Source organism: Dyadobacter jiangsuensis (assembly GCF_003014695.1).
Classification (GTDB): domain Bacteria; phylum Bacteroidota; class Bacteroidia; order Cytophagales; family Spirosomataceae; genus Dyadobacter; species Dyadobacter jiangsuensis.
The window spans coordinates 89,378-114,058 of the sequence record NZ_PYAS01000004.1 but is presented as its reverse complement, the minus strand read 5'-3'; the positions used below and the strand labels follow the sequence as shown (position 1 = coordinate 114,058).

Annotated in this window: 15 protein-coding genes; 5 read left to right on the top strand and 10 right to left on the bottom strand. The window is 51.2% G+C overall.

Features of this window, described 5'->3' with window-relative positions; translation table 11 throughout:
- Positions 1 to 151: 151 nt before the first annotated feature.
- Complete coding sequence (locus CLV60_RS08930) at positions 152 to 1,045, top strand: Nif3-like dinuclear metal center hexameric protein (protein ID WP_106595049.1); 894 nt, start codon at positions 152 to 154, stop codon at positions 1,043 to 1,045.
- A 90-nt stretch (positions 1,046 to 1,135) separates the two neighbouring features.
- On the opposite strand, the gene CLV60_RS08925 is transcribed toward CLV60_RS08930, so the two are convergent.
- The 3 genes from CLV60_RS08925 to CLV60_RS08915 all read right to left on the bottom strand — a co-directional run bounded on the left by CLV60_RS08925 (position 1,136) and on the right by CLV60_RS08915 (position 3,976).
- Positions 1,136 to 1,645 carry a nuclear transport factor 2 family protein gene (locus CLV60_RS08925; RefSeq protein WP_106595048.1) on the bottom strand — a complete coding sequence of 170 codons (510 nt, stop codon included), beginning with the start codon at positions 1,643 to 1,645 and terminating at the stop codon, positions 1,136 to 1,138.
- Between the two features lie 385 nt (positions 1,646 to 2,030).
- Positions 2,031 to 3,218 (bottom strand): formaldehyde dehydrogenase, glutathione-independent, encoded by a 1,188-nt coding sequence (gene fdhA / locus CLV60_RS08920; protein ID WP_106595047.1) that lies wholly within the window; start codon positions 3,216 to 3,218, stop codon positions 2,031 to 2,033.
- 179 nt (positions 3,219 to 3,397) lie between these two features.
- Positions 3,398 to 3,976 carry an O-methyltransferase gene (locus tag CLV60_RS08915; RefSeq protein WP_106595046.1) on the bottom strand — a complete coding sequence of 193 codons (579 nt, stop codon included), beginning with the start codon at positions 3,974 to 3,976 and terminating at the stop codon, positions 3,398 to 3,400.
- A gap of 166 nt (positions 3,977 to 4,142) precedes the next feature.
- Here CLV60_RS08915 and CLV60_RS08910 point away from each other — a divergent pair, with 166 nt between their 5' ends.
- Positions 4,143 to 5,156, top strand: coding sequence for a ScyD/ScyE family protein (locus CLV60_RS08910; protein ID WP_106595045.1), 1,014 nt, complete (start codon positions 4,143 to 4,145; stop codon positions 5,154 to 5,156).
- Positions 5,157 to 5,218: 62 nt separating this feature from the next.
- On the opposite strand, the gene CLV60_RS08905 is transcribed toward CLV60_RS08910, so the two are convergent.
- Positions 5,219 to 6,382, bottom strand: coding sequence for an AI-2E family transporter (locus CLV60_RS08905; protein WP_106595044.1), 1,164 nt, complete (start codon positions 6,380 to 6,382; stop codon positions 5,219 to 5,221).
- Positions 6,383 to 6,538: 156 nt separating this feature from the next.
- Between CLV60_RS08905 and CLV60_RS08900 the strand changes: the two genes are divergently transcribed.
- Positions 6,539 to 10,906, top strand: a complete 4,368-nt coding sequence (locus CLV60_RS08900) for a T9SS type A sorting domain-containing protein (protein ID WP_106595043.1) — start codon at positions 6,539 to 6,541, stop codon at positions 10,904 to 10,906.
- A 92-nt stretch (positions 10,907 to 10,998) separates the two neighbouring features.
- Here CLV60_RS08900 and CLV60_RS08895 read toward each other — a convergent pair whose 3' ends face one another.
- The 6 genes from CLV60_RS08895 to CLV60_RS08870 form a co-directional block, all read right to left on the bottom strand.
- A complete protein-coding gene (locus tag CLV60_RS08895) occupies positions 10,999 to 12,003 on the bottom strand; it encodes an alginate O-acetyltransferase AlgX-related protein (RefSeq protein WP_146151541.1) in 1,005 nt (334 codons plus the stop codon).
- A gap of 3 nt (positions 12,004 to 12,006) precedes the next feature.
- On the bottom strand, positions 12,007 to 13,410 hold the full coding sequence (locus CLV60_RS08890) for an MBOAT family O-acyltransferase (RefSeq protein ID WP_106595041.1): 1,404 nt from the start codon (positions 13,408 to 13,410) through the stop codon (positions 12,007 to 12,009).
- Positions 13,411 to 13,623: 213 nt separating this feature from the next.
- Complete coding sequence (locus CLV60_RS08885) at positions 13,624 to 15,234, bottom strand: RagB/SusD family nutrient uptake outer membrane protein (protein WP_106595040.1); 1,611 nt, start codon at positions 15,232 to 15,234, stop codon at positions 13,624 to 13,626.
- A 24-nt stretch (positions 15,235 to 15,258) separates the two neighbouring features.
- Positions 15,259 to 18,708 (bottom strand): SusC/RagA family TonB-linked outer membrane protein, encoded by a 3,450-nt coding sequence (locus CLV60_RS08880; protein ID WP_229210883.1) that lies wholly within the window; start codon positions 18,706 to 18,708, stop codon positions 15,259 to 15,261.
- A 136-nt stretch (positions 18,709 to 18,844) separates the two neighbouring features.
- Complete coding sequence (locus tag CLV60_RS08875) at positions 18,845 to 19,927, bottom strand: FecR family protein (RefSeq protein ID WP_106595039.1); 1,083 nt, start codon at positions 19,925 to 19,927, stop codon at positions 18,845 to 18,847.
- 73 nt (positions 19,928 to 20,000) lie between these two features.
- Positions 20,001 to 20,582 (bottom strand): RNA polymerase sigma factor, encoded by a 582-nt coding sequence (locus CLV60_RS08870; RefSeq protein WP_106595429.1) that lies wholly within the window; start codon positions 20,580 to 20,582, stop codon positions 20,001 to 20,003.
- A 288-nt stretch (positions 20,583 to 20,870) separates the two neighbouring features.
- Here CLV60_RS08870 and CLV60_RS08865 point away from each other — a divergent pair, with 288 nt between their 5' ends.
- Positions 20,871 to 22,682, top strand: coding sequence for a T9SS type A sorting domain-containing protein (locus CLV60_RS08865; RefSeq protein WP_170118752.1), 1,812 nt, complete (start codon positions 20,871 to 20,873; stop codon positions 22,680 to 22,682).
- A 37-nt stretch (positions 22,683 to 22,719) separates the two neighbouring features.
- Complete coding sequence (locus tag CLV60_RS08860) at positions 22,720 to 24,648, top strand: T9SS type A sorting domain-containing protein (RefSeq protein WP_106595037.1); 1,929 nt, start codon at positions 22,720 to 22,722, stop codon at positions 24,646 to 24,648.
- The last annotated feature ends 33 nt before the right edge of the window (positions 24,649 to 24,681 follow it).

Sequence of the window (24,681 nt, the reverse complement as noted above, 5' to 3'; positions counted from 1 at the left end):
CCTGACCACTCCAGACAACACCTGACCAAACTTGACAATTCCTGACCATTCCTGACAACACCTGACCACTCCTGACAACACCTGACCGAACTTGACAACACCTGACTATTGCTGACTAAACTTGACCACACCTGACCATTCCTTACCACCCATGACCACACCAGATACAAACCGCCGCCGCTTCCTTAGCCAGGCTGCATTATCCGCCGGCGCATTTGCATTCCTGACGCCTGAAATGCTCTTCGGCGCGGCGCCTAAGGCATATACCGTCCAGCAGATCATCGACCTGATCCTCAAAGAAGGCAACCTGAAACCGATCCCGGATACAGTTGACACAATTAAGTCAGGCAGCACCGACCAGGCCGTGACCGGCATTGTTACCACGATGTTCGCCACAGCTACGGTCATAGAACAGGCCGCCAAACTGAAAGCCAACTTCATCATCGCCCACGAACCGACTTTCTTCAACCACCGCGACGACCCGGAATGGGTAAAAGGCAATGAAGTCGTCAGAAAGAAACAGGCCCTGCTCGAAAAGCACAAGATCGCCGTCTGGCGTTTCCACGACTATTGCCATTCCCTGAAACCGGACGCGATCCGCTACGGCGTCGTAAAAAAAGCCGGCTGGACGCAGTATTATACAAACGAATCTCCTGCATTGACTATCCCCGCCACCACACTAGGCGACCTGGTAAAGCACCTGAAAAGCAAGCTTGGTATCCAAAAACTTCGCGTCATCGGCGACCTGGGCAAATCCTGCTCTAAACTCGCTATTATGCCGGGCGCGGCAGGCGGCCAACGGCAGGTAGCCGTAGCGGTTGCTGAAAATCCCGACGTGCTCATCGTAGGCGAAACGCCGGAATGGGAAGGCGTAGAGTACGCCCGCGACGGACGGTTGTTAGGCTCCAAGATGGCATTAATCGTGCTGGGTCACGCCGTAAGCGAAGAGCCGGGGATGGAGTATTTTGTGGAATGGTTACAGCCGAAGATTTCAGGGATTAAGGTAACCCACGTAGCGTCGGGGGATCCGTTTCAGTGGATTTAGAAGTGCTCTGCGCCCGCCGCCACAGGTGCAGAGCATCACTTGGTAACATTTAACATTTGGGGGTGTAGCAATTACATCATGCAGGCATCATTACGAATCCATCAGATGCTTGCGATGTACCAGCGTATAGTTGATGATAACCTTAATTTTGTTCCCTTTGGATATTTTATACAGGCGGGGAGCCGGCGTATTCAATTTTACTCCTGTCGCTCTGTTTACTCCCCTGGGAACATTCCAGGTTTGCACCCATACTTCGTGGTTTCGATAATCTTCCAGATATTGGACCCTTTCCGGATACAGATTGGGGAAAGGTTCGATGGCAGAACAATTCGACTCCTGCTGACGGCAATATACAAGCCTGACAAACCGTGCTTTCCCGATCCCGGGGTCGTAGTTGGCGGCGCTGGTACCATGGTAGAACATGAAATCGTCTGTTAAATAGCTCGCAATTTTTTCAGGATCGCCACTGATCGCGGCTACCAAAAAATCATTCACCAGCGCAATCGCCGGATGCTCCATATCAATGATTTCGTTTGCTTTCTGTGCAAACGAGGGTATAACGCCAGTTAGCGTTATCGAAAAGAGTAACACTTCTTTCATTTTAACTGATTTTAGAGGAGGGGATTTTTACCGCTCAGTCTCACTGTGATTGATTGAATGATACGGTACAGGACGAGGAAAGCGTAAATGTCGCGGACCTATGCTGGAAGGGTTCCGAACAAAGCGATGCAGGTTTTATCCACCTGCGAGCAGACCGAATAAACGAACGTAAAGTGAACTGGCGGATACTTTCATGGGGCTTGTCCCAACAGCCGTCTAGCAATATACGCTTAATAAAAGATATGCAATAGGCATTCGTCTGGAAACTTCTTGAGTGGTGGAGCTTGAATCGTTTGGCTTCGTGTAAGTATCCGACTTTAAAAAGCGGCAGCGGCTCCTGAATCAAAAAAGCTCGGGAGCCGCTGCCGTTACTGTCACTTACAAATCAAACAATCATCCCATGCGGGTCAATTACAAACTTCTTCGCCGCGCCTTTGTCGAAATCCGCGTAACCCCTCGGCGCATCTTGCAGGGTGATCACCTCCACATTCACGGCTTTGGCGATTTTGATTTTATCGTACAGAATCGCATTCATCAGGTTGCGGTGGTACTTCATGACCGGGCATTGGCCGGTATAGAATGAGTGCGATTTCGCCCAGCCGAGACCGATACGGATGCTCAGGCTGCCTTCCTGTGCAGCTTTGTCTTTGGCACCCGGATCGCCGGTGACATACAGACCCGGAATACCGATAGCTCCACCTGCACGGGTGACGGCCATAGCGGTGTTGAGAACGGTGGCTGGGCGCTCTTCGACGGCGTGAGCGCCATGACCACGGGCTTCAAAACCAACGCAATCCACGAAGCAATCCACTTCGGGAACGCCTACGATTTCAGCAATGGCCTGCTCCAATGGCGTGTCCTTCGTAAGGTCAATCACCTCACACCCGAAGCTAGCGGCCTGTGCGAGGCGTTCTGGAATCATATCCCCGACGATCACAACGGCGGCTCCGAGCAGGTGGCACGATGCCGCGCAGGCCAGCCCGACCGGGCCGGCGCCGGCTACATATACGATCGAGCCAGGTCCTACCCCGGCGGTGACAGCACCATGATAGCCTGTCGGGAAAATATCGGAAAGCAGGGTCAGGTCCTTGATATAGGCCATACCCTGATCTTTGTCGGGGAATTTCAGCAGGTTGAAATCGGCATAGGGTACCATAACGTACTCAGCTTGCCCGCCTACCCAGCCGCCCATATCCACATACCCGTACGCAGCACCCGGGCGCGCGGGGTTTACGTTGAGGCAAATGCCGGTTTTACCTTCCTTGCAATTGCGGCAGCGCCCGCAGGCAATATTGAAAGGCACCGACACCAGGTCGCCAACTTTGATGAATTCGACGTCGCTGCCCGCTTCGATCACAATCCCGGTGATCTCATGCCCGAGCACGAGACCGGCCGGAGCGGTGGTGCGCCCACGGACCATATGCTGGTCGCTGCCACAAATGTTGGTGGAAACAATTTTCAGGATTACGCCGTGCTCGCATTTGCGGTTACCCAACGCGAGTTTCGGATACTCGATTTCCTGCACTTCGACCTCGCCGGGCCGGATGTAAGCTACTCCATGGTTTTGGCACATAAGCTAAGATTTAAGGGTTAGTACTTAATCTTTGATCATTACAAGATCATCTTACAATTATCAAAGTCAAGCGCACATAGCCCTTAATTTACTCCTACACAAACCATAAAAAGTTACAAATAACCCTCCGGTTGTGCCAGAGGGCGATTTCAGGAAATGATTGGAAAGAACGATACCACTCAGAGCTTGACCGCGAGGATAATTCCTGTCGCCCACACCTGCTTGGTAACCGAAAGATCCTGCCGGCAATCGAGGTATTCGATGAGATTCAATGCTTTCTGATCGTGTCCTTCGGGCCAATTTGGCTGCGGAAGCATGTCATCGATGATGTAAAATGCGCCGGGTTTGAGCATGTTGAGCACCTCATCCAGCAAGAGGTATTTCCCGTGCCAGGTGTCTGCAAAAATGTAGTCGTATCGTTGGTCAAGGTGCGCATTTACCCAGTCCTCGCCATCGGTGTGCACAAGTGTCAGGCGCGGATCGCCGCCAAGGTGATTTTCAGCGATTTCCAGGAAGCGTGCGTCGTTATCAATCGATACGAGTGTGGAATGCGCGTCCATGCCGTCCAGTACCCAGGCGGTTGACAGGCCCGTGCCGGTACCGAGTTCTAGGAACTTACCGCCGGGCTTGGAAGCGGCCAGGGTTTTCAGCAAGGAGCAGGTGTAAATGTCTGAAGCCATTGTGAAACCCGAGGCTTTGGTAGCCTCGTCAATGGAAAGATAAGCGGCCGGTAACGGCTGGCGAATGTCCTGATTCATGAGCGGTTTGGTGGTGGATATTTAAATCGCAAGTTACAAACTTTACCGCTTACTAAATTCCATTGATAATGACGCATTTATACAATAGTAGAGTAAGTTAAACTCCTACTTTTGCCCACAACTTCTACCATTGCTTTTCTGCACATCCACTCAAAACTCAACCGCGATGAAAAAGCATTTCCTCTCTTTAATTGCATTTGCATTGATGGCAGGCCTGGTCGCCATCGACGCCTGTACCGACCACGGTGAGCCCGTTCCGGAGCCCACCCAATTCAGCGTTTCGCCCTTTGTCAGCGAGCTGCGCGCGCCCATTGGAATGGTCATCGACGACCAGGGGCGCTTCTGGGTTACCGAAGGCGGTAGCGGCAATAACGACGGTGCGCTCGTAATGATCACGCCCCAGGGTGCCAAAACAAAGGTGGTTACCAATTTCACATCAATCTTCAACCAGGGTAACGTTGAAGGTATCAGCCATTTGTATTATGACAACGGCACATTATATCTGCTGCATGGAGTGGAAGGGCTTTTGTATGTCATCGACGTCGCAAGCGTACTGGGAGGCAGTTTACCCAAAGACAAAGCCGCGCTCACAAGCGAGAACATCAGGGCTTTCGTGGCAACCAAGAACCTCACTTATGACAATAACTCCAATGCATTTGCGCTTACGAAAGGGCCTGATGGACATCTTTACATCGTGGACGCCGGCGCAAATGCTGTGATTAAGCGTGATAAGGACACCCATGCCCTCGAACTGTTCACCACATTTCCACCGATCGCCCCGAACAGGGACCCTGTTCCGACGGGCATTGTATTTGATGGTACGCACTTTGTCCTGAGCAGCCTCACCGGCTTCCCCTTCACGCCGGGCTCGGCGAATCTTTACAAGGTGAATACCTCCGGGGTGATGGTCCCTTACAAATCGGGCTTTACAACGCTTACGCACGTGGTATTGACCGCGAACGACAAGCCGCTCTTCCTGCATTACGCCGACTTCACCATGCCTCCGGGTGGTCCGGGCAATCCTCCGGGTTTCAAAGCCAATACCGGTTCGGTGCTGAACGAAGATGGTGCGGTACTGTTCTCCGGGCTTGACAGACCAACCGATATCAAACGCTGGGGCGATCGTACTTTCTACGTGCTGAGCCTCGGTGATGGAACGATCAAAAAACTGGATTTTTGATTTACATTATAAATTTCAAAACAAACAGGCAGGCATTCGCTCGAATACCTGCCTGTTTGTTTTCAGAACAATGTCCTTTCCTTATCCTCCGCCTCGCTGGGATTCACCACCTTCGCAGGCGGATCGTCGGGCATCGTATCGCCCAGCAATTTACCCCATGGTTTCAGTTCGTCGATCCGGTCGAAAATGATTTTCAAAACCGCTACAAACGGGATCGACAGGAACATCCCGCTTACCCCCCAGAGCGTGCCGCCCAGGAGCACTACCAAAATGGAAATCAATGCGTTGACCGATACTTTGGAAGACACTACACGAGGCACGATGATGTTGTTATCCAGAAACTGGATCACCGTGTAGGCGCCGATGATCAATAACGGTGTGGTATATCCGTCCTTGGTAATAAACGAAATCAATACGGGCAATGCAATGGCAATAATGCCGCCGATGTAAGGAATCAGGTTCAGGATCGCGCCAATTACGCCCAACAGCAGCGCGTACGGTACACCCAGGATCAGCAATGCGATCGAGTTCAGCGTCGCAACGATCGTCGTTTCGATCATCAGCCCCACAATATAGCTTTGCACTGCACCCTTCGTTTCCTGCAAGATTTCAGCTACCTGCTCAGAGTTATTCTCATCAAAAACCTCAAATATAAAATTGAGGATCAATGGCTTATAAAACAGCAACAGGAATATATAAAGCGGTATGAGTACAAAAAAGCTGATTATTCCAAAAACTGTGTTTACTGTCTTGCCCACGTACGTCCGGCTGTTATTGATCGCCTCGTCGAGCATGTTCATTTGTTTTTCGGTCGAAATACCGAATGTGGATGAAAGCCATTCCTGCAAATTCCCCAACAGTTTTATCGACTTTTTTTCCAGCTGGGGAATCATATCGCCGAACTGCACAATCTGCGACGAAAGGAAAAACATAATCCCGGCCACCACGAGAACGGCAATAAAAATCGTAAGCACGATGGCTACAATCTTGTTGAACTTCCATTTCTGAAAACGGTTGTAAACCGGGTTGAGCAGCACGGCGATCAGCCCGGCGAAAGCGAACGGGACAATGATCTCTTGCAAGAGGTTAAGAATGTAAAAAAACAGGTAAAGTCCGATGAGCACCATCGGCGCTTTGATGTAAAATGGAAAGCCGTCCCGCACCGTAAGCCATTCGGGCAATCCGGGTGCGGGGGCATCTTTGCGACTTTTAAAAAATAATCCCATAGATAACGTTGTAATGGATGATCTGCGCGGCCTGCGGCCCAACAAACTGCTATCAATAAGCGTGCCGGACGTTTGAAAAGAATACTGGTTTTTATCATAGTTTTTCTACAAATAAAACTGTAAATTAAACCGTAACAACCCTCAATTCAGATCATTATGGAAACGAAACCCGCTCATCAGGGAACCCGGAGGCATATGGCTGCCGGACGACTCGTGATTTGGATGCTCATATTGATCACAGGCCGGGCACCGGCGCAAGTGATCGTCTCCTATCAATCGGACTGGAAATACGTACAAAACGGCGAGGTACAAAGTAATACGGGCTGGGCAGCCCCTGGTTTCAACGACGGAAGCTGGGCCAGCGCCAAGGCGCCGTTCGGATTCGGCAGCAACGCCGGCTACACCTATAACACGACGCTCCAACGCGGCCTCAATAACACCACCCCCAATTATCCGGTGTTTTATTTCCGAAAGAACTTCACTGTCAGCAACGTATCGCAATATGGACGCTTGCGCCTGCGAGCGACACTCGACGACGGTATTGTGATTTACATCGGTGGCGTGGAGGTAGCCAGAAAGAACATGACCCCTTACCGGGCCGGCTATGCCGGATCCCCCGTGGGCACTCCGCTCTACACCATTGATACCGTACTTTCCACCAGCCTTATCCAAAACGGGACCAACACCATCGCCGTTGAGCTTCACCAAACCGGAGAGACGAGCTCTGACATTTATTTCGACGCGCAGCTGGAAGGTCAAACCACCACGTTATTCCGTTATCCCTATCTGCAACTCGCTTCGCATAACCGCGTAACAATCTGCTGGTATACCAATATCCCCACTGGTGCGACCGTGCGGTACAGCTCCAATCCTGACCTGGAAATTTATAAGGAAATAACTGTCTCCAAAAGCGACACGCTCCACATGGTTACGCTGCTGAATCTGACGCCGGATACCCGGTATTATTACAGCGTGGGGTATTACGTGGGGTATGAATTCAGGCAGTTGCAGTACAATCCGGCGGTCAACTATTTCCACACCCAACCCGACCCTTCGGATACCACCCGAACGAGGCGCTTCTGGCTGCTTGGGGATTCAGGGGCGGGTAAGAGCCAGAACCCAAGGCCCTATAAGGTACGCGACGCTTACCTGGCCTATCTGAACGCCCGAAATAACCCGGACGTAGACGGGATTATATTCCTGGGTGATAATTCGAATGTTTCTCCTTTTGAAGGCCTTCAAGCCGCATTGGATACTACTTTGTTTAAATTCTATAACAGACCCAACGACAAGCAACTGCTGTCACATATCCCCTCATGGACCGTTATCGGCAACCATGACTATGATCCGGACGATAACTACGTAAACAAAAACGGAACAAAAGTCCCCATCCGCAAAGCCTACCATAAACAATCCGCAGCAAGCTTTTCCACTTTCGCGCATCCCGACAGTGCGCAGTTTGGAGGAGAGCCGACGTATAACAAAAAGGGTTACTACTCTTTCAACCAGGGAAACATCCATTTTGTGGTGCTGAATCCGCCGCTGATAGAGTCGTCGGATGTAGGTCAGAATTGGGAACGAAGGTTTCAGACAACCTCCTATTTTGATGTGTTCAGTAAAAACTCCATCGCGCTGGACGACTCCACGAATTCTGCCATCGATATGCTGCCGCAGGTTCAATGGCTGGTAAAAGATTTGAAGGCCAACAAGCAAAAATGGACCGTGGTTACATTCCATTTGCCGCCGTTTTCCACGATCGGGCATTTCCCGACCGAATACGATATGAAACGGGTCCAGGAAAAACTATTGCCTATACTGGAAACGCCCGAATACCATGTAGATGCCCTGATCGTGTCGCATACACATGCTTACGAACGGGCAGGTATGATCCGTAAAAAAACCGGGCAACAAACACGCACCAGTGATTACACACAAACGGGCGGGTTGAGCGGCAATGGCAACCTGGGACGTTACCCGGCCACGAAACCTTACACCAAAACGAACAATGAAACAGCCTATACCTATATTCTTTCCGGATCTGCCGGCAGGGGCTGGGTAAACCCCAACAACTCCTCCGAAGTCGACGGAGGCTACACGAACAGTTCGGATATCAAACATCCCAGCACTTCCAACCCACCGCTCGACAACCTGACGGGTGACAATACCACCGACTTTTACCATAAACTAGGGGGATCGGTGGAGCTTGTTTTTCAGCAAAACCGCCTTGATGTCAAGTTCATTAAAGAATCCGACACCTCACCGATGTATACGATCGCCGACTCGTTCGTGGTTATGAAGGATGTGGGTGTCAAAAAAACGATCACTGTCCAAAATGGCGGCGACGCGGTCAAGCTCACGGCATCGTGGGTCGGTTCCTACAACTGGTATTCCGCCCAGCAGCCAAGCCAGCTTCTCGCCTCAGGCATACGCGATCTATCCGTTGGACCGGCCAGCAGCAGCACATTCTACGTCAAAGACCAGAATGGTTACCTGGCCGATACCTTCATCGTGAATGTGACCAACCCGAAACCCGTTGTTGTTGGAGACACCCTGATCCCCTACAAATCGCAATGGCTCTATCCGCTGTTGGCGGGCATCATTTCACGGGAGACTAAGCTGGACAAACTATGCATCGCGCCATGGACATTTTCCGCCCCGCCTTTCGAAATGCCGGCGCAGGCACCCATTGGAGTAGGACATAATGACGAAGCGCATCAGCTTTCCATTTCACTGATCGAAAAGGTAGTTATCCCGGCAGAAAGACTATGGTTCAGGCGAAGTTTCATACTTAATGGATCGGCCCAAACCTACGCCAGCTTCAAATTAACATTGCTGCGCGATAAAAACCTGTCGGGTCGCAAATCTTACATCGCAAGTCTGCAATCATTACTGATCAACGGACAAGCGGCAGAAATTACTGCCACCACCTCAAAAGACGTCGCCAATGGGCGCGAAGAAGTCACCTACACGCTGAGCAACAAGGGATTTGCTTACGGGATCAACTACCTGCTGGTGAGCTACTACCTTACGCCGGCGGGCGGATTCGCCTACCCGATCAACGCGGCCACAGACCCGTTCACTTTCGATGCACAGCTTATCAGCACGCCGCTCACCCTGGCCCCACCGCCGATCACTAAGCAATTCAAATTAGGGACTGTCGCTTCCGCTCCGCAGGATTGCGCGGGAGACACCGTGAGCGTGCAGTTCACTGCGGCAGGTAATGAGTCGGGTTTCCCTATCATCTACGAGGCACGGCTGGTTACCGCGAGCGGCGATATTCCAATCGGGGAAGGGGCTGCATCGCCCATTATCGGCACGCTCCCTGGCAACCTCGCGCGAGGCAACTACCCGGTCAAAGTCGCTACCAAAAATGCATTCATGGCAGAGCAGCAAGGCCCGGCGATTTTGATCAATGAGCCCGCCGGGGCAACTATCCTTCCCGCTCCCGCAGATACAGTCTGGAAAGGTGAAAAAATTGCCGTCCCTGTTCACTTTACGGGAACCGGCCCATGGCAATACATTCTGCCGGATAGCACCGCGGGTACGTCGGCAGTTGCCGATACCATCCTGCAAACCAAAACCAGGGCCTCGGGCCCTTATGCGCTGCGCTCAGTCCGGAACGGCTGCGGTAGCGGACAAATTTCGGGAAGCGTCGAGATAACCGTTAAAGAACCAGTTCTTGCAGCAGGGAAACCCGTAAGACTCACCTTCACCCCCCGAAAAACGGCGCTTTGCAACGGAGACTCTATTTCGATAAGTTATGCGGTTACCGGACCAGACAAACAGCGCACTTACACAGCCGAGATTTCGGATGTATACGGAGATTTTGCCAAACCCACTACGCTCGCCAGCAGCACAGCCAATCCGCTGATTGCACGGTTGCCCGTATCGCTCATGGAAGGCGATCAATACCGGATCCGTATCAGGCCTAACGACCCTGACGTCGATTTCACCCTCACGCCCTCCGAGCAGGTTATCCTGCGCAAAACGGCCGAAGCGGAATTCTCTCTGAGCAAAATGGCTGTTTACGAAGGTGAGGAGCTCAAATTGGATCTGCTGCTTGGCGGCACCCTGCCAGTTGCCTATTATTTGCGGTATGGTACAGACACATTTTTCGGCGACTCGAATGATCCGGTGATCGAGCGCACCTTTAATTTGAGCCAAACGACCGTTTTCTCCCTGGATTCAGTCCGTAATGTATGTGGTTACGGAACGGTGGGTGGAAGCCGAACCGTTACTGTCAGCCTGGTGGTAGGCGTGGATCCTCTTTTGAGCAAGGATATCATTGCTTACCCAAACCCGTCGACGCAGAAGCTCACACTCAAAAGCAAACGACCCTGGCAAAAAAATGTCCCCTGGCGCATCGTAAGCTCCAACGGGCAATTGATTCGGAATGGAACGGTAACGACTGCCTCCGGCACCCCATTAGAGATCGACGTCAGCTTATTGCCGAGCGGACTTTATGTACTGGAACTCGGTCACGGTACACCTCAAAGCAGTACGTGGAGAATCGTTAAAAAATAGGAGGAAAGGGAGGAAGGAGACTCCCCCTCCCTTTCCTCCCTTTCCTCCCATTCCCCCGTCTTCCCACCCCATAACCACGTCATTTACATATTTTAGCCACAAGCGCTTCCGTTTGCGTTCCAGTGGCCATCGCTTTTATGGTACCATTCGGGGTGATGCCGGAGTTGTGAGCCTAGTGCTAGCAGCGGGGTTTTCAGGTGCGGGTTTTGTTCCAAGCGGGTGATCTGACGGTTGTGTGGGTGAAGCCCCGGTTCGCACACGGTCACCTTGTTGGGTATGAGGCAAAAGTATACCTCCGCAAAACCGGCATTGAGGTAATGTGCACGAATGCGGTTCATGTTAATGGCGACGCTATCGATGTCGGCATTGGTCAGCGGTTTGAATGGTGACAACATGCTCTTCGGGTCGGCTTCGACCTCATAGAAAAGAAACTGCCTGTCCCGCGAAATGAGCGAGCCGGGATGCGTGCGACCGAACCACGAAAGCATCAATGCCGCTTTCATTTCCTTGCATTTCAATGCGACGTTGGAATTGAACAGCATGAATTCCAACCGCTCATTGATCTCATGATTTAATGTGTTTTTCCAAAAATCGCTATCAGCGTCGGGTGCGGCATCGGCAACACACTGGCTTTTACCCCGGATCTGAAACCCGCGATGGATATAAAGTTCGGCATAATGCTCGCGCAGACGCTCCTGGATCGTTCTTTCAATAACCTCGATCACCAGAATGGAATGTACCGCCGGATCAAGGGTGACGGTATCCACGCCGGTACCAAGCCAAATGTGATGGTTACGGCGGCCGGCGTAGAAACTGGTATCCATGGTGGTAAAGCTATCGCCGATCGTGTACAGATCCACATTTTTCGATCGGATCCCCGGCTTGTCGTTTTCATCGAGTCCGTCGGTTTCCGCCCAATGCGTTTCCTTGAATTGCTCCAAATTGGAGATATTGTAGAGATCACCAAAACGGTATTGATCGGGAATGAAGCCGCGGGAATATAATTTACGTTGCAACCGGTCGGACAGGCCTATCCAGAGTAGCACGCCCGATCCCAGCATAATGGCTATGCGTAAACAGCAACACAGGGTTTTCATACGTCAAAACTGGAAGTAAATGAATTGGTTGCTTCCAAACACGCCCCACAGGTAACACAATAAAGTTGCCACACCCAGCGACGGCCAGAACGACCTCCGCGCGGGCACATAGTCGGGCAGCAGATATTCTTTCAAAAACAGAAACATAATCAGGAGCAGGCAGAAGCACGTTTCGCCGCTGCTGATAGGCAGGTTGGGCAAACTCCACAATGACGGCTTCGCAAGCCTTCCCAGGATTAGGAACGCGTCACTCACGTTGCGCGCGCGGAAGAATACCCAGGCAAGTGTTACAACCAAGAAAGTCAGAACGGCTTGCAGCCAGGCGGGCCATCGCCCGAAATCATGCCTATCGGAATAGACCAAGCGCGAGAAAATGAGCAGGCAGCCGTGAATGGCACCCCAAATCACGAATTTCCAATCGGCTCCATGCCAGAGCCCGCTGAGCAGGAATACTACCAGCAAATTCATGAACGTTCGAAGACGCCCGTGCCGGTTACCACCCATCGGAATATAGACGTAATCGCGAAACCAGGTCGATAGAGAAATGTGCCATCGCTGCCAGAACTCCGCGATAGACCGGGCAAAATACGGCGAGCGAAAATTAACCATCAACCTGAACCCCATCGTTCTGGCCGCGCCCAGTGCGATGTCGGAATAACCCGAAAAATCACAATAAATCTGGATACTGTAAAATGCGGCTGCAATGGCCAGGCTACCGGCATTCTGCGTTTCCGGATTGGCGAATATCGGATCGGTGACCAATGCAAGCCTGTCGGCGATAACCACTTTTTTGAACATCCCCCACATCATCCACCATAACCCCATCCGAAGGTTATCCCAATCGAAGTCCGTCTGCTGCCTGAACTGCCACAACACATTCTGCGGACGCTCGATAGGCCCGGCCACCAATTGCGGGTAAAACAGTACATATAAAGCATAGATCCCGAAGTGACGTTCGGCGCGCTGGTTGCCGCGATACACCTCGATCGTATAGCTCATCGACTGAAATGTATGAAACGACAAACCAATAGGCAATGCCAAACCGAAGTACAATCCGGATACGGTATCAGCCCCGTAGTCTACCCCGACAATGGACATTAGCCATGAAATATTGTTATTCAGAAAATCGAAGTATTTGAAAAAGCAGAGGAATCCGACATTGAACAGGATACTCAAAGTGAGCATAATTCTGCGGGAATTCCCTGATGACCTCTCAATACCAATCCCTGCCAGGTAATCGAAAACGATGATTATTCCGAGCAGTAACAGGTAGGCCGGAATGAATGAGGCATAAAAATAGGCGCTGGCCGTTAGGAGTGAAAACCAACGCCAGCGCCCGGGTAATGTGTAATAGGTAGTGGTAACGAATAGAAAAAAAACAATAAAGTGAAGAGAATTAAAAAGCATGTGTATAGAGCCTGAGTAGTTAACCTGGGCTAAAACAAAGCATGATCAAGGCTCTTCAAAGAAAAAAGATTGCAAAGGGATTGGGAGAATTATCAAAAGGGAAAAAGGGAGGAAAGGGAGAAGGGAAGAAAGGGAGGATGGAGGAAAGGGACGAGGGACTATGCTCCCCTTCTTCCCCTTCCTCCCCTTCCTCCCTTTCCTCCCTTCACCCTCCTACCAACCCGGGTTCTGATCCAGCTTGGGGTTCAATGCGATTTCGTTGATCGGCAAAGGCCACAGGTAATCTTTGGCAGGATCGAATTTGCGGAAGCTGGCGGCTTGTACCAGAATAATGTTATCCGGTGTAAGGTTAACGGTGGCTGCTGCGAACTCGCCTTTGAAATAAAAATTACCCAAAACCGGTTTCACGAGCTCGGTTTCAGCCGTTTTCCAACGGATAATATCCCAGTACCGGAAACCTTCCTGCGCGAGCTCGACGCGGCGCTCACGGCGAATTTCTTCACGCATGTCCAGTCCGTTAGCCTTTACAAAAGCATTTGAAAGTTTGGCGACCTGACCACGCTCGCGTAGCAGGTTCACTGACATATCCAGTTCGGCATCCGTGATCGCGTTGTTTAATTCGTAAGATGCTTCGGCGAATATCAGCAGCACTTCGGCGTAACGCAGCAGCGGGCGGTCGATGGTCGATGCCTGGCTGTTCCAATCATCGATATTGGCGAATTTGCGGAACATATAACCGGTTTTGTTGAACACCAGGTTAGCTATATCGAAGATCGGCTTGGTGGTCATCATCGCGTCCCCGCGCTTCATAAAAGTCGCGCTCATACGCGCGTCACGATTTCTGAAAACCTTGTGTGACGAATCGGGCAAAGTCCAAAGCGGCGACTTGCCGACGGGCAAGCCATCTTTCATCAGGTAAGAATCAGCGAGCGACTTGGTGGGATTCAGGTTACCTGTTTCGAGCGAGCCGCGGTAGTAGTTGTGCGTAACCACGCGCTCGGTGTTGGATACGCCGTATTGTTTTACAATGATATTCTCCTTGTTCTGACGCCCTTCTCCTGCCATTTGGAAAAGATCGAAGTAGTTGCCGAACAATGCATGCTCCTTGCTGTCGATCACGGCCTTGCTGGACGCCAGGGCCAGGGTCAGGTGCTTGGTAGCATCGCCTTTGGAATGGAATTTGGCGTACGTGCCTTCAAACAACGCCACGCGGGCCTTGAATGCGTGCGCGGCGGTTTTGGAAATGCGGCCGAAATCGGCAGTACCCAATGTGGTAATCGTCGGGAGTTTGGCAATGGCAAAATCCAGGTCTGCGTAGATCTGATCAACAACTGCCTCGCGGGTAGCTGAGGCGCCAATGAGATCCGGGCTGTTTTCATCCAGCGTTTTCAGGATCAGCGGAACACCGCCGTATTTCTGAACCAGCGAAAAGTAAGCCCAGGCACGGAAAAACCGCGCTTCGGCCAGATAGCGGTCCAGGATCGCCGGCGTAACCGCCGCATTGGGCGCCTTTTCCAGGATATTATTAGCCGCGCGGACGATCATGTACGGCGCGTTATAATCGCCCGCGGTGGCGGGCGCCAATCGTGAGCCGTCGCTGATCGAGTTAGCTGCCAGGCCAAAGCCGTCGTCGGACCATACATCCTCTGTGCTGAATCCCGGGAGGAATGTATACAGGTAGTTATTCGCGGTTTTGATATCTGACTCCGTTTTCCAGAAGTTCAGGTCGCTGATATTGGTTTCAGGCAGGCGTTCCACGTCACAGGACGAAACAGCCGTCAACAACGCGAAAGCCAGCAATGTATGTTTCAATGTGATTTTCATAAAAGCAATGTTTGAAATCGTGGGTCAGAATGAGAGGTTGATACCAAATGCCGCCGTCGCAAAGAATGGGTAGTCGTTCTCCACGCCGTCCCGGGTTTCAGGATCGAAGTATCCCTTAAACCCACCCATTCCCGAGAATGTGAGGATATCCTGCCCGGAGAAGAATACGCGTGCCCGTGAAATGCGGAGCTTATCGGTCAGTCTCGCAGGAATTGTGTAACCCACCTGAATGTTTTTCAGCCTGACATAGCTGGCATTCAAAGTCCATTTGTCCGAAGCCAGGTAATTGTGCGTTCCGCCGGTGTAAGGGCGAGGGAACAGGGCATCGGTATTTTCCGGCGTCCAGTAGTCGCGGTGTACGCCCATTGCCTGTTTCCACGTTACCAGAAGCGGCGCGATCGATTCCGGCGTAGCACGGTAATGACGTTTGCCTACGCCCTGGAAGAATGCGGAGAGATCAAACCCTTTCCAACTTGCACCGAGCGTCACACCAAAAAGATAGCGTGGCGAAGTGCTGCCCAGCATGATCAGGTCGCCGTGGTTTTCTACGGTACCTTTTCCCACCGAGATTCGCTTGTCGCCATCCTTGTCAATGTATTTTACATCGCCTACCCCGGCACGGTTATCCTGGAATGCCCATTGTTTCACTTCGTCCTCGGCGCTGAAATAGCCCGCCGTTTCGTAACCCCAGATGGTGTTCAGCGGATACCCTTCGATCAGACCGTTTGTTCCTGTCCCTACCACATTGCGGTTTGAAAAGCTGATCAGACGGTTGTTGTTGTCCGAAAAATTAATGGCAAACGAGTAATTGAAGTCCTTCCCGATCTGGTCACGGAAGCGCAGCTCAGTTTCCCAACCCCACGATTTGAGCTCACCGTTGTTCTTCCGCGGCGTGCCGATCCCGATCGTACCGGGCAGCTGCTGGGCTGTGAGCATATTGCGGTTATATTTCACATAATAGTCTCCACTGAATTGCAGGCGGTTTTGCAGCAAACCAATATCGATACCACCGTTGGTTGTTTCAATGGTTTCCCACGAGAGGTTAGCCGAAGGAATTGAGCCTTGATAGATGTAAGAGGTGCGCGAATCACCCAATACCAGCCCGTTACCACGGCTAAGTTGGCTCAGGTAGTCGTAATTGCCGATCGCATCACCAAGCGCGCCGCCCAACCGGCCCCAGGAGGCGCGGAGTTTAAACTCGGAAAAAAATGAAAGCGTGTTAGCAAACCAGTTTTCCTGATGCACATTCCAGCCCGCGGATGCCGATGGAAACGCTTTGCGGCGACCTTCCGGCGCCAGTTTAGAACTCTCATCGAAGCGGATGGTCGCCTCGAAAAGGTATTTGTTGTTGAAATTATAGTTAAAACGGCCGAATACCGACTGGAATGCACGCGTAGCGATCGCCTGGCTGTTGGTTTTGGTTTTATCGTCGCCCAGGTTCAGCGTTGGTAAGTCATTGCTGACCAAATTGGTAGCTCCGGCGTAGTTGAAGTCCTCACGGTAATCTTCCCACTGATACCCCGCGAAAAGCCCGAAATTGTGCTTTTCCGCGATCTTAAAATCATAATTCACCAAGGCCTGCAAGTTGGTATTTTTGGTAAGCTCGTTGGTGACATTGTAAGAATTCACCTGGTTCACCCACCCTGCAATTTTAGACTTGCTCCAAAGGGGCACCGTGCGGTTAAATACGCGGCGATCGCCCCGGCGGTATTGCGTACCGGCCACTGCGCGGATCTGCAAGCCCTTCACGAAGTTGGCGGCTGTCAAGGTAAATACCCCGTCAAAATAATTCCTTTTGTAGTCGTTATAACCACCGTCTTTAAGCTGCGCATAAGTGCTATTAGCCGAATTGTAACGGCCCTCTGGTGTAAATGCAGGGTTCCTCGTCCGGAAACGGTACACCTGGTAAATCAACCCGCCACCATTTGCCTCGGCATAAGATGCTTTGGTGTGGTCATTGGTGAACGATAAACGGCTATCAAGCGAGAGGTATTTGTTCAGCTCGGCGCCCAGGTTCATGCGGGCATTGTAGCGGTCGTAGCTATCTGGCCCAACTTTGAATACGCCCTGCTTATTATAGTAGCCACCCGAAATCAGGAAGTTGAGCTTGTCGCTTCCTCCGCGCACAGTGAGGTTGTGCGTGCTCATGGAGGTATGTTTCCTCAAAAGCTGGTTCGCAATAGGCTCCTGGTTGTAATAAAGGTAAGAAGACGTATCGGCAGGATTTACTACATAAGGTACACCGTCACGAATGCGCTGGATTTCCTCATCGGTATACTCCGGTGCGCTGCCCGAATTCTTGCGCGCCAGGTTCGAAAACAGCGCTTCTTCAAGCAGGGACATTCTGTCGGGCACGTTGGTTGACCAGTCGATACCCTGCTGTCCCGAGTAATCGAATGCAACTTTCCCGGCCTTTCCTTTTTTGGTGGTAATCAAAATCACGCCACCCGCTGCCTGCGCGCCATAAATAGCCGCCGCAGCAGCATCTTTCAGCACACTGATACTCTCCACGTCGTTAGGGTTCATTGTCTGCATGGTGCTGATGGGCACGCTCACGCCGTCCAGCAACACAAGAGGATTTACGTTTCCATTTGCAGAAGTGGCCCCACGAATCTGGATGGCGATATTTTCGCGGCCCGGCTGACCGGTCTGGCGCGTGATGATCAGCCCCGGCGTTACACCCTGCAAACCCGTTGCCAGGTTGCTCGACGGGCGGTTTTCAATAGCCTTCGAATCGACAGTTGATACCGCGCCCGTCAAATTGGCTTTCTTTTGCACACCATAACCCACTACTACCACCTCTTCCAATGCCTTATCGTCGGCGGCGAGTTTCACATTCAGCACGGATTGGGCTCCTACCGCGATTTCTTGTGAAATGTATCCGACAAAACTGAAAACAAGTACCGCATTGCGGTCGGCGACACCGAGCCGGAACTTGCCGTCGCCATCTGTGGTGGTACCGGTTTGCGTTCCTTTGACCAGGATGCTCACACCCGGCAGGCCGATACCATCGGTGTCGGTCACCGTACCCGAAAGATTGATTTCTGCTGCCGGCGCATCGGGAGTCGGCAAAACCTGTGGCTCTGCCTCCGATGTGTTCAACTGTCTTTTAAGGATAATTTTATCGCCCGAAACCTCGTATTTCAGCTTCAACGGCTGCAAAATACCTTCCAGTACCGAGGATAACGGCTGATTTTCAGCTGTAAAACTGACCTTTCTTTTCGACTGGATAATCTCCCTGCTGTAAAGGAACCTGACATTGGCCGACTTTTCCAACCGGCTGATAACCGATTCAATGCGCTCGTTCTCCACGGAGATGGTTACACGTTGGTTCAGCATTTCCTGGGCACTTCCGCTCTTGGCCCAGCTGAATTGCATGAATACGAGCATTAGCAAAGTTTGAAAGTACAAAAGTCCCCGGGCCGACCGGACAATGCCTGGATCAGTCATTTTAATAGATAGATTTTTCTTCATAAATGGTTAAAGTTCAGAAACATGAGATAGTAGTTCTTATCTCCGATAGGAGAAATAGTCAATCGGGTACAGCGCGGCTGGATTTTTTCATATGGTAAGAGTTAGGTGAGAATTTTGAGGGGTTAGGGGCGCCCGGCTAGGGGCAACCGGCTCCGGAAATGGTAACTTCATCGCCATTGACGACAAAGGACGCTTCCGTTGCCAGGCATATCAGCCGCACCTTTTCGAGAAATGGCTCATCTTTGAGCGATGCGGTCACGGTGCAATTGTTCATCCTTTCCGGGTCGAAATGGATTTTCACCGCATAATGCGTTTCGAGTATTTTGAATGCCTCGGACACCGGCGTGAACTCAAAATCAAAGGATTCGGTCTCGATTGGCGTGGTAGTTTCATTGCGGGCCGGGCCGGTCACTGAGCTAATGAACTTGTCATTTTTGCGAATCAGGCTCACGCGTTGATTGGGATAAAGCATCAGCGGCTCTGCGGCATCGCTACCATCGGCTACCACGGCCACTTTACCCGTTTTTACCGCGACCTCGGCCTCAGCGTGGCCCGGGAATGACTTCACACGAAAACTTGTGCCCAGCACCCGGGTGGTGAGCTTGTCGGTATGTACCAGAAATGGTTTTGCGGGGTTCTTAACTACCTCGAAAAAGCCCTCACCGTCGAGGAACACATCCCGCTCGGGATCGTTCATCTCCTTGCCGAAGCGAATGCTGCTGCCTTTGCTGAGCAACACCGACGACCCATCGGGTAAATTCACCAACATGACTGTCTGCGACTGGTTCTCCCGAACGATCCATTTGCTCTGTACAGGTTGATCTGCCTGCGCAACGCCATCTGCGATGGTCCCGGCCTCCCGCCCTCCCCTGCTCCACCAGAAACCCAACCCGATCACCAGCACCGCGGCCGCAGACCAGCGCAGCCAGCGCCACAACGGCAAAGGTTCGTTGCGGTCTTCGGTCCGGTTGGCGGCTGTATTCAGCATTTCGCGGAGCCTCCCCGCACCTTCACCTGCTTCCGCTGCCTGCTCTTTGCCGAATATCGCCAACAGCATGGCAACCGCTTTCTCGTAAATGGGACGTTTTTCGGGATAAGTGTTGAGAAAATCTTCCCAGAATGCCCTGTCTTCCGGCAGCCGGTGTCTCACCCAATGGCGGAAACGGTCATTTTGCAGAAAATCCTCCGGGGTATTCAAATCGTAGTCTGGCCTGTCCATTCTTCATTTTTCAAATGATTTCTAAGATATTATGAATGACAGGAACCGATATACCCTCGGATCAGGGAAAAAATTAAAAAAAGAATAGGTTTAGTACCATCGTGACAAACCACTTGGCACGGATGCGGGTAATGCCCTTTTGAAGAAAGTTGGAAACAGACTGCCGATTGACACCCATCAGCCCCGAAATTTCCGCGACGCTCATATTCTCATAATAACGCAGGTACAACGCCTCCCGCTCACGCTTAGGCAGGGCCTCCATATGCGCATGCATCTGCGCCACCAGGCCGTTCAGCGTCTCCTGCTCGATCAGCAGTGATTCCGCATTGAAATTATCGGGGAAGGATGTATCCCAATCCAGCGACTCCTCATTCGCGAACCGCTGCTGGTAACGCAAATGACCGAGAATGCTATGCCGGATGGCTTTGAAAAGATAAAACTTGACTGACGGCGTCTGGCTGATACGCTCGCGGTTCTGCCAGAGATCCAGAAACAAATCCTGGATGCAGTCCTCCACAATGCTCTCACCGACGAGAAACTTCATCCCATACCGCCGCAATGCGCCGTAATATCGCTCGGCGATCATGCCTAACGCCTCATTGTCGCCGTTCCGGTATGCCAGCCAAAGCGCGCTGTCGTCCGTCGTCCTGTCCAAGTTTCCCAAAAGTTTAAATACGCAGTGTTTTATTAACTGGCATAGACGAGGAATCCTATTGTGCACCTGACAACGTTCCCGGAAATTTATAAGAATGATCATAATAGATCATCGCAAAATATTACACGTCGCACCTGCACGGAATTTTTCCGTTAACTTGCGAATAGTTTAATATTAGTTACTTACTCACCTCTTTATCTTTAAAGCATCAACATGCATTCATATTTTTACCCACTAAGAAGACCTCTCTTTCTTTTCTTATCATTTATTTTATCAGCTTCCATATCCTTGGGACAGAGTTGGCAGCCCGGGATAAAAGTAGTTGCAAGTGACAGAATTTCGCATGGTTCGTTTGGACATGACATTTCCATTTCCGGAAACTATGCGCTCATAGGTGCACTTTCCGACAATGGTGCCGCCGATGGCAAACCCTCGCTCGATTGGGCGGGTGCCGCTTACTTGTTTTTCAATGACCATGGCGTTTGGAAACAGATCAAAAAAATCTATCCGCCGGTCAGGGCTGCGTATGACTATTTCGGCATGTCTGTTTGCATCAAAGATGACTACATGATCATCGGATCCAAGTCTGAAACAGATGCTAATGAACAAAATCGGTTGTCTGGCGCCGGTGCTGCCTACATATTTGCAAAAAACCAGGGCGGCGCCGATAACTGGGGATTTGTAAAAAAAGTAACATCGCCGAATCGTAAGGTTAATGAATACTTTGGTAACAGCGTTGCTATCGACGGAAATAATGCCATTGCAGGAGTGTACTACGAACCCCGGGGCTACGTACTTGAAAAGAATGCAGGCGGAACTAACAACTGGGGCTCTGTGGCAACCTTGATTCCACAAACCGGAAATGGTTCCAATTCCTTCGGCGGAAAAGTAGCCATAAGCGGCGAATATGTGGTCGTAGGCGCTTACTCCGACTATAACTCGGGAACCGGCCCGGAAGTCCAAGAAACCGGTTCTGCCCATATCTTCAAAAAAACGCTGGGTGGAGCTAACAATTGGGGATTGGCAAAGAAAATTATGGCACCTCCCATAGCAGAAAGCGCATCCTTCGGAATGTCAGTTTCGATCGATGGCGACCAGGTTGTGGTAGGCGCTCCCCGCGAGAGGGTAATGGAAGGGTCTACGTTGTTGTATAGTGTAGGTGCCGCATATCTTTTTTCAAAAAATAATGGAGGGCTTGACCAATGGGGACTTGGAAAGAAATTGACCGCAGATCTGAGGAGAGATCGATCCAACTTCGGCTGCTCAGTTGCTATAAGGGGAGGTACAGTCGTAGTCGGTGCCCAGACCGAAGGCTTTGATTATAAAAACGAGGATTATGTGATAAATGCCGGAGCCGCGTGGGTCTTTTCTGAAAACCGTGGCGGCATTGGGAATTGGGGACAAACAGCGAAAATTCACGCACCTGACAGGGACAAGGATGACTCCTTTGGAAATGCGGTGGCACTCAATGACACGCTGATCCTTGTGGGTGCTATCGCAGAAAATAATGGAGGGCCCTTTGCATTTTATTACCCTGGCGCGGCATATAGCTTCTCGCGTGAAAGCGCCTTACCTGTGAAGCTCGTCAGCTTTTCGGCGGAGCAAAGGGAAAAGCAAGCCCATTTGAAATGGACAACTACCGAGGAAACCAATTCAAGCCATTTCGAAATCCAGCGAAGTGCTGACGGGCGCACCTGGACAACCCTCGAAAACGTAAAAGCAGCCAACGAAAGTCGTGTGGCTGCTCATTATGACGCATTGGACAAATCACCGCTGACTGGACAGAATCTCTATCGCCTCAAAATGGTAGACAACGACGGCACATTCGCGTATAGCAAAATCCAGACGCTGACTTTTAACGGACCAGGATCCGCGTCATTTTACCCCAATCCGGTATCGGACCGGTTGGTGCTTGCTGAAACAACTTTGAGAAATGCCGTGTCCCTTAAATTACTGGATCAAACGGGTAAGCCGGTTTTCGAGACGTCCAAACCGGTACCGGCTATCCATACGGGTCACTTGTCGAACGGAACTTACATTCTGCAAATCACCAGGAAAGACGGAACTATGACAAGCAGCCAGGTTGCCGTCGGTAACTAGGCCAGGATTCCCCTTAAACCCTAAACAAAAACAGCTCATGCGATTCAACACTACCTCTATCAAAAAATGGATTTTTCCGCTGATGTTTGCTGCATCGTATTCGCACATCGGCCTGGCACAGTGGCAACCTACTCAGAAGATCGTTGCTGCCGACCGTGAAAACCTGAGCATATTCGGCAGTTCGGTGGCCATATCCGGCGACTACGCCATTGTGGGCGCACTCGGCGAAGACGACGACGCCAATGGTAACTTCTCTATGGAGCGGGCGGGTGCGGCCTATATCTTTCATAAAGTGGGCAGCGTATGGGTACAGGTAAAGAAAATTACGGCACCAGTTAGATCGCCTTTTATGCTCTTTGGCACGCAGGTAGCGTTCAACGGCGAAACCCTTGTGGTGAGTGCACCTTATGAAAACATCAGTTTACCCGGCGGAGGTGTCGCTAACGGCGCCGGCGCGGTGTATATTTTCCAAAAAGATGCGGGGGGAAGCAATGCCTGGGGACTGGTGAAAAAGATCACGTCACCGCAACCTCAGACCAACGTTACTTTTGGCAATGCATTGGCCATCAGCGGAGATTATGTATTGATAGGCGTACCTTACGAAACCGACGCAACTCCCGATAATTCGCTTGACTTCGCAGGCGCAGCATATCTCTACAAAAAAGACCAGGGCGGGAGCAATAATTGGGGGCTCTTGAAAAGAATTTTGTCGTCCGATCGCTCGGGAAGCGACCAGTTTGGCAAATCAGTCGCGATTTCGGGGGACAAAGCCATTGTAGGCGCTATGCAGGAATCGCACGATGCTAATGGCTTGAATCGCGTATGGGCGGCCGGTTCTGCCTATATTTTTGAAAAGAACAACGGCGGTCCCGATTCATGGGGACAGGTTAAGAAAATCACGGCTCCTGTCCGCGCTGAATACGACTATTTCGGAACGTCAGTGAGCATTGATGGAGACTATGCCGTAGTAGGGGCCAGTCAGGAGGACGAAGATGCAGCGGAAACAAACACTCTTGCGCATTCCGGATCAGCCTACATTTTTAAACGAGGTCAGGGAGGAATATCGAACTGGGGTCTGTTAAAGAAGGTAACTGCCACTAAACGGGTCGATTCTCAGGGTTTTGGCGGAAGTGTTTCTTTAAAAGGCAACCACATCGTTGTTGGGGCCAATACCGATGACAATGACGCCAATGACGCCAATCCAGTCAACGCCGCGGGCTCAGTGTTCATTTTTGAAAATTCCGGCAATGACGATTGGGCGATGGTGAAGAAATTAGTTGCTTCTTCCAGAGAGGGTGACGATTCTTTCGGGTATTCAGTCGCTCTGGAGGGTAAAAACATCATCGTGGGAGCGAGTTCGAAAGACGATGATGAAAACAATGCGAATTCGATGCTTAATGCAGGCGCAGCCTTTGTGTTCACCAATGACGCCGTCTTGCCTGTGACACTAACTTATTTCACTGCGGAGAAGCAGGAAAATCAGGCGGCTCTGACCTGGTCTACGGCGGAAGAAACCAATTCCAGCCATTTCGAAATCCAACGAAGTGGTACCGGTCGCAACTGGACAGTTATTGAAACAATCACAGCGGCCAACCAAAGCCGCGTCAAAACCAGTTACCATGCTGCCGACCTTTCGCCACTCCCGGGCGAAAACTTGTACCGGCTTAAAATGGTGGATACCGACGGCACATTCGCGTACAGCAGTATTAAAAGGCTGTTTTTTGAAGGTCAGAGACTGACAGCTTTCTACCCCAACCCCGTGGGCGAGCAGTTACTGCTGGATGAAAAAATGTTGGCCAATGCGGTTTCTGTAAAACTGTTAAATCAGGCCGGGCAGCCAGTTTTCCAAACATCCAAACCTGCGGCTGTGATCAAAACAGGGCATTTAAATGCCGGTACGTACCTTTTACAAGTTGTGCAGAAAGACGGCAACGTCACCGCAGGCCGCGTGGTCATAGGGAAGTAAAAATTGACGACATTCTATACAAAAAGCAGAGGT

What these genes read in the sequence shown, in the direction of transcription:
- CLV60_RS08930 (WP_106595049.1), top strand. Translation starts at nt 152, where the DNA reads ATGACCACACCAGATACAAACCGCCGCCGCTTCCTTAGCCAGGCTGCA.
- CLV60_RS08925 (WP_106595048.1), bottom strand. Translation starts at nt 1,645, where the DNA reads ATGAAAGAAGTGTTACTCTTTTCGATAACGCTAACTGGCGTTATACCC.
- fdhA (WP_106595047.1), bottom strand. Translation starts at nt 3,218, where the DNA reads ATGTGCCAAAACCATGGAGTAGCTTACATCCGGCCCGGCGAGGTCGAA.
- CLV60_RS08915 (WP_106595046.1), bottom strand. Translation starts at nt 3,976, where the DNA reads ATGAATCAGGACATTCGCCAGCCGTTACCGGCCGCTTATCTTTCCATT.
- CLV60_RS08910 (WP_106595045.1), top strand. Translation starts at nt 4,143, where the DNA reads ATGAAAAAGCATTTCCTCTCTTTAATTGCATTTGCATTGATGGCAGGC.
- CLV60_RS08905 (WP_106595044.1), bottom strand. Translation starts at nt 6,382, where the DNA reads ATGGGATTATTTTTTAAAAGTCGCAAAGATGCCCCCGCACCCGGATTG.
- CLV60_RS08900 (WP_106595043.1), top strand. Translation starts at nt 6,539, where the DNA reads ATGGAAACGAAACCCGCTCATCAGGGAACCCGGAGGCATATGGCTGCC.
- CLV60_RS08895 (WP_146151541.1), bottom strand. Translation starts at nt 12,003, where the DNA reads ATGAAAACCCTGTGTTGCTGTTTACGCATAGCCATTATGCTGGGATCG.
- CLV60_RS08890 (WP_106595041.1), bottom strand. Translation starts at nt 13,410, where the DNA reads ATGCTTTTTAATTCTCTTCACTTTATTGTTTTTTTTCTATTCGTTACC.
- CLV60_RS08885 (WP_106595040.1), bottom strand. Translation starts at nt 15,234, where the DNA reads ATGAAAATCACATTGAAACATACATTGCTGGCTTTCGCGTTGTTGACG.
- CLV60_RS08880 (WP_229210883.1), bottom strand. Translation starts at nt 18,708, where the DNA reads ATGAAGAAAAATCTATCTATTAAAATGACTGATCCAGGCATTGTCCGG.
- CLV60_RS08875 (WP_106595039.1), bottom strand. Translation starts at nt 19,927, where the DNA reads ATGGACAGGCCAGACTACGATTTGAATACCCCGGAGGATTTTCTGCAA.
- CLV60_RS08860 (WP_106595037.1), top strand. Translation starts at nt 22,720, where the DNA reads ATGCGATTCAACACTACCTCTATCAAAAAATGGATTTTTCCGCTGATG.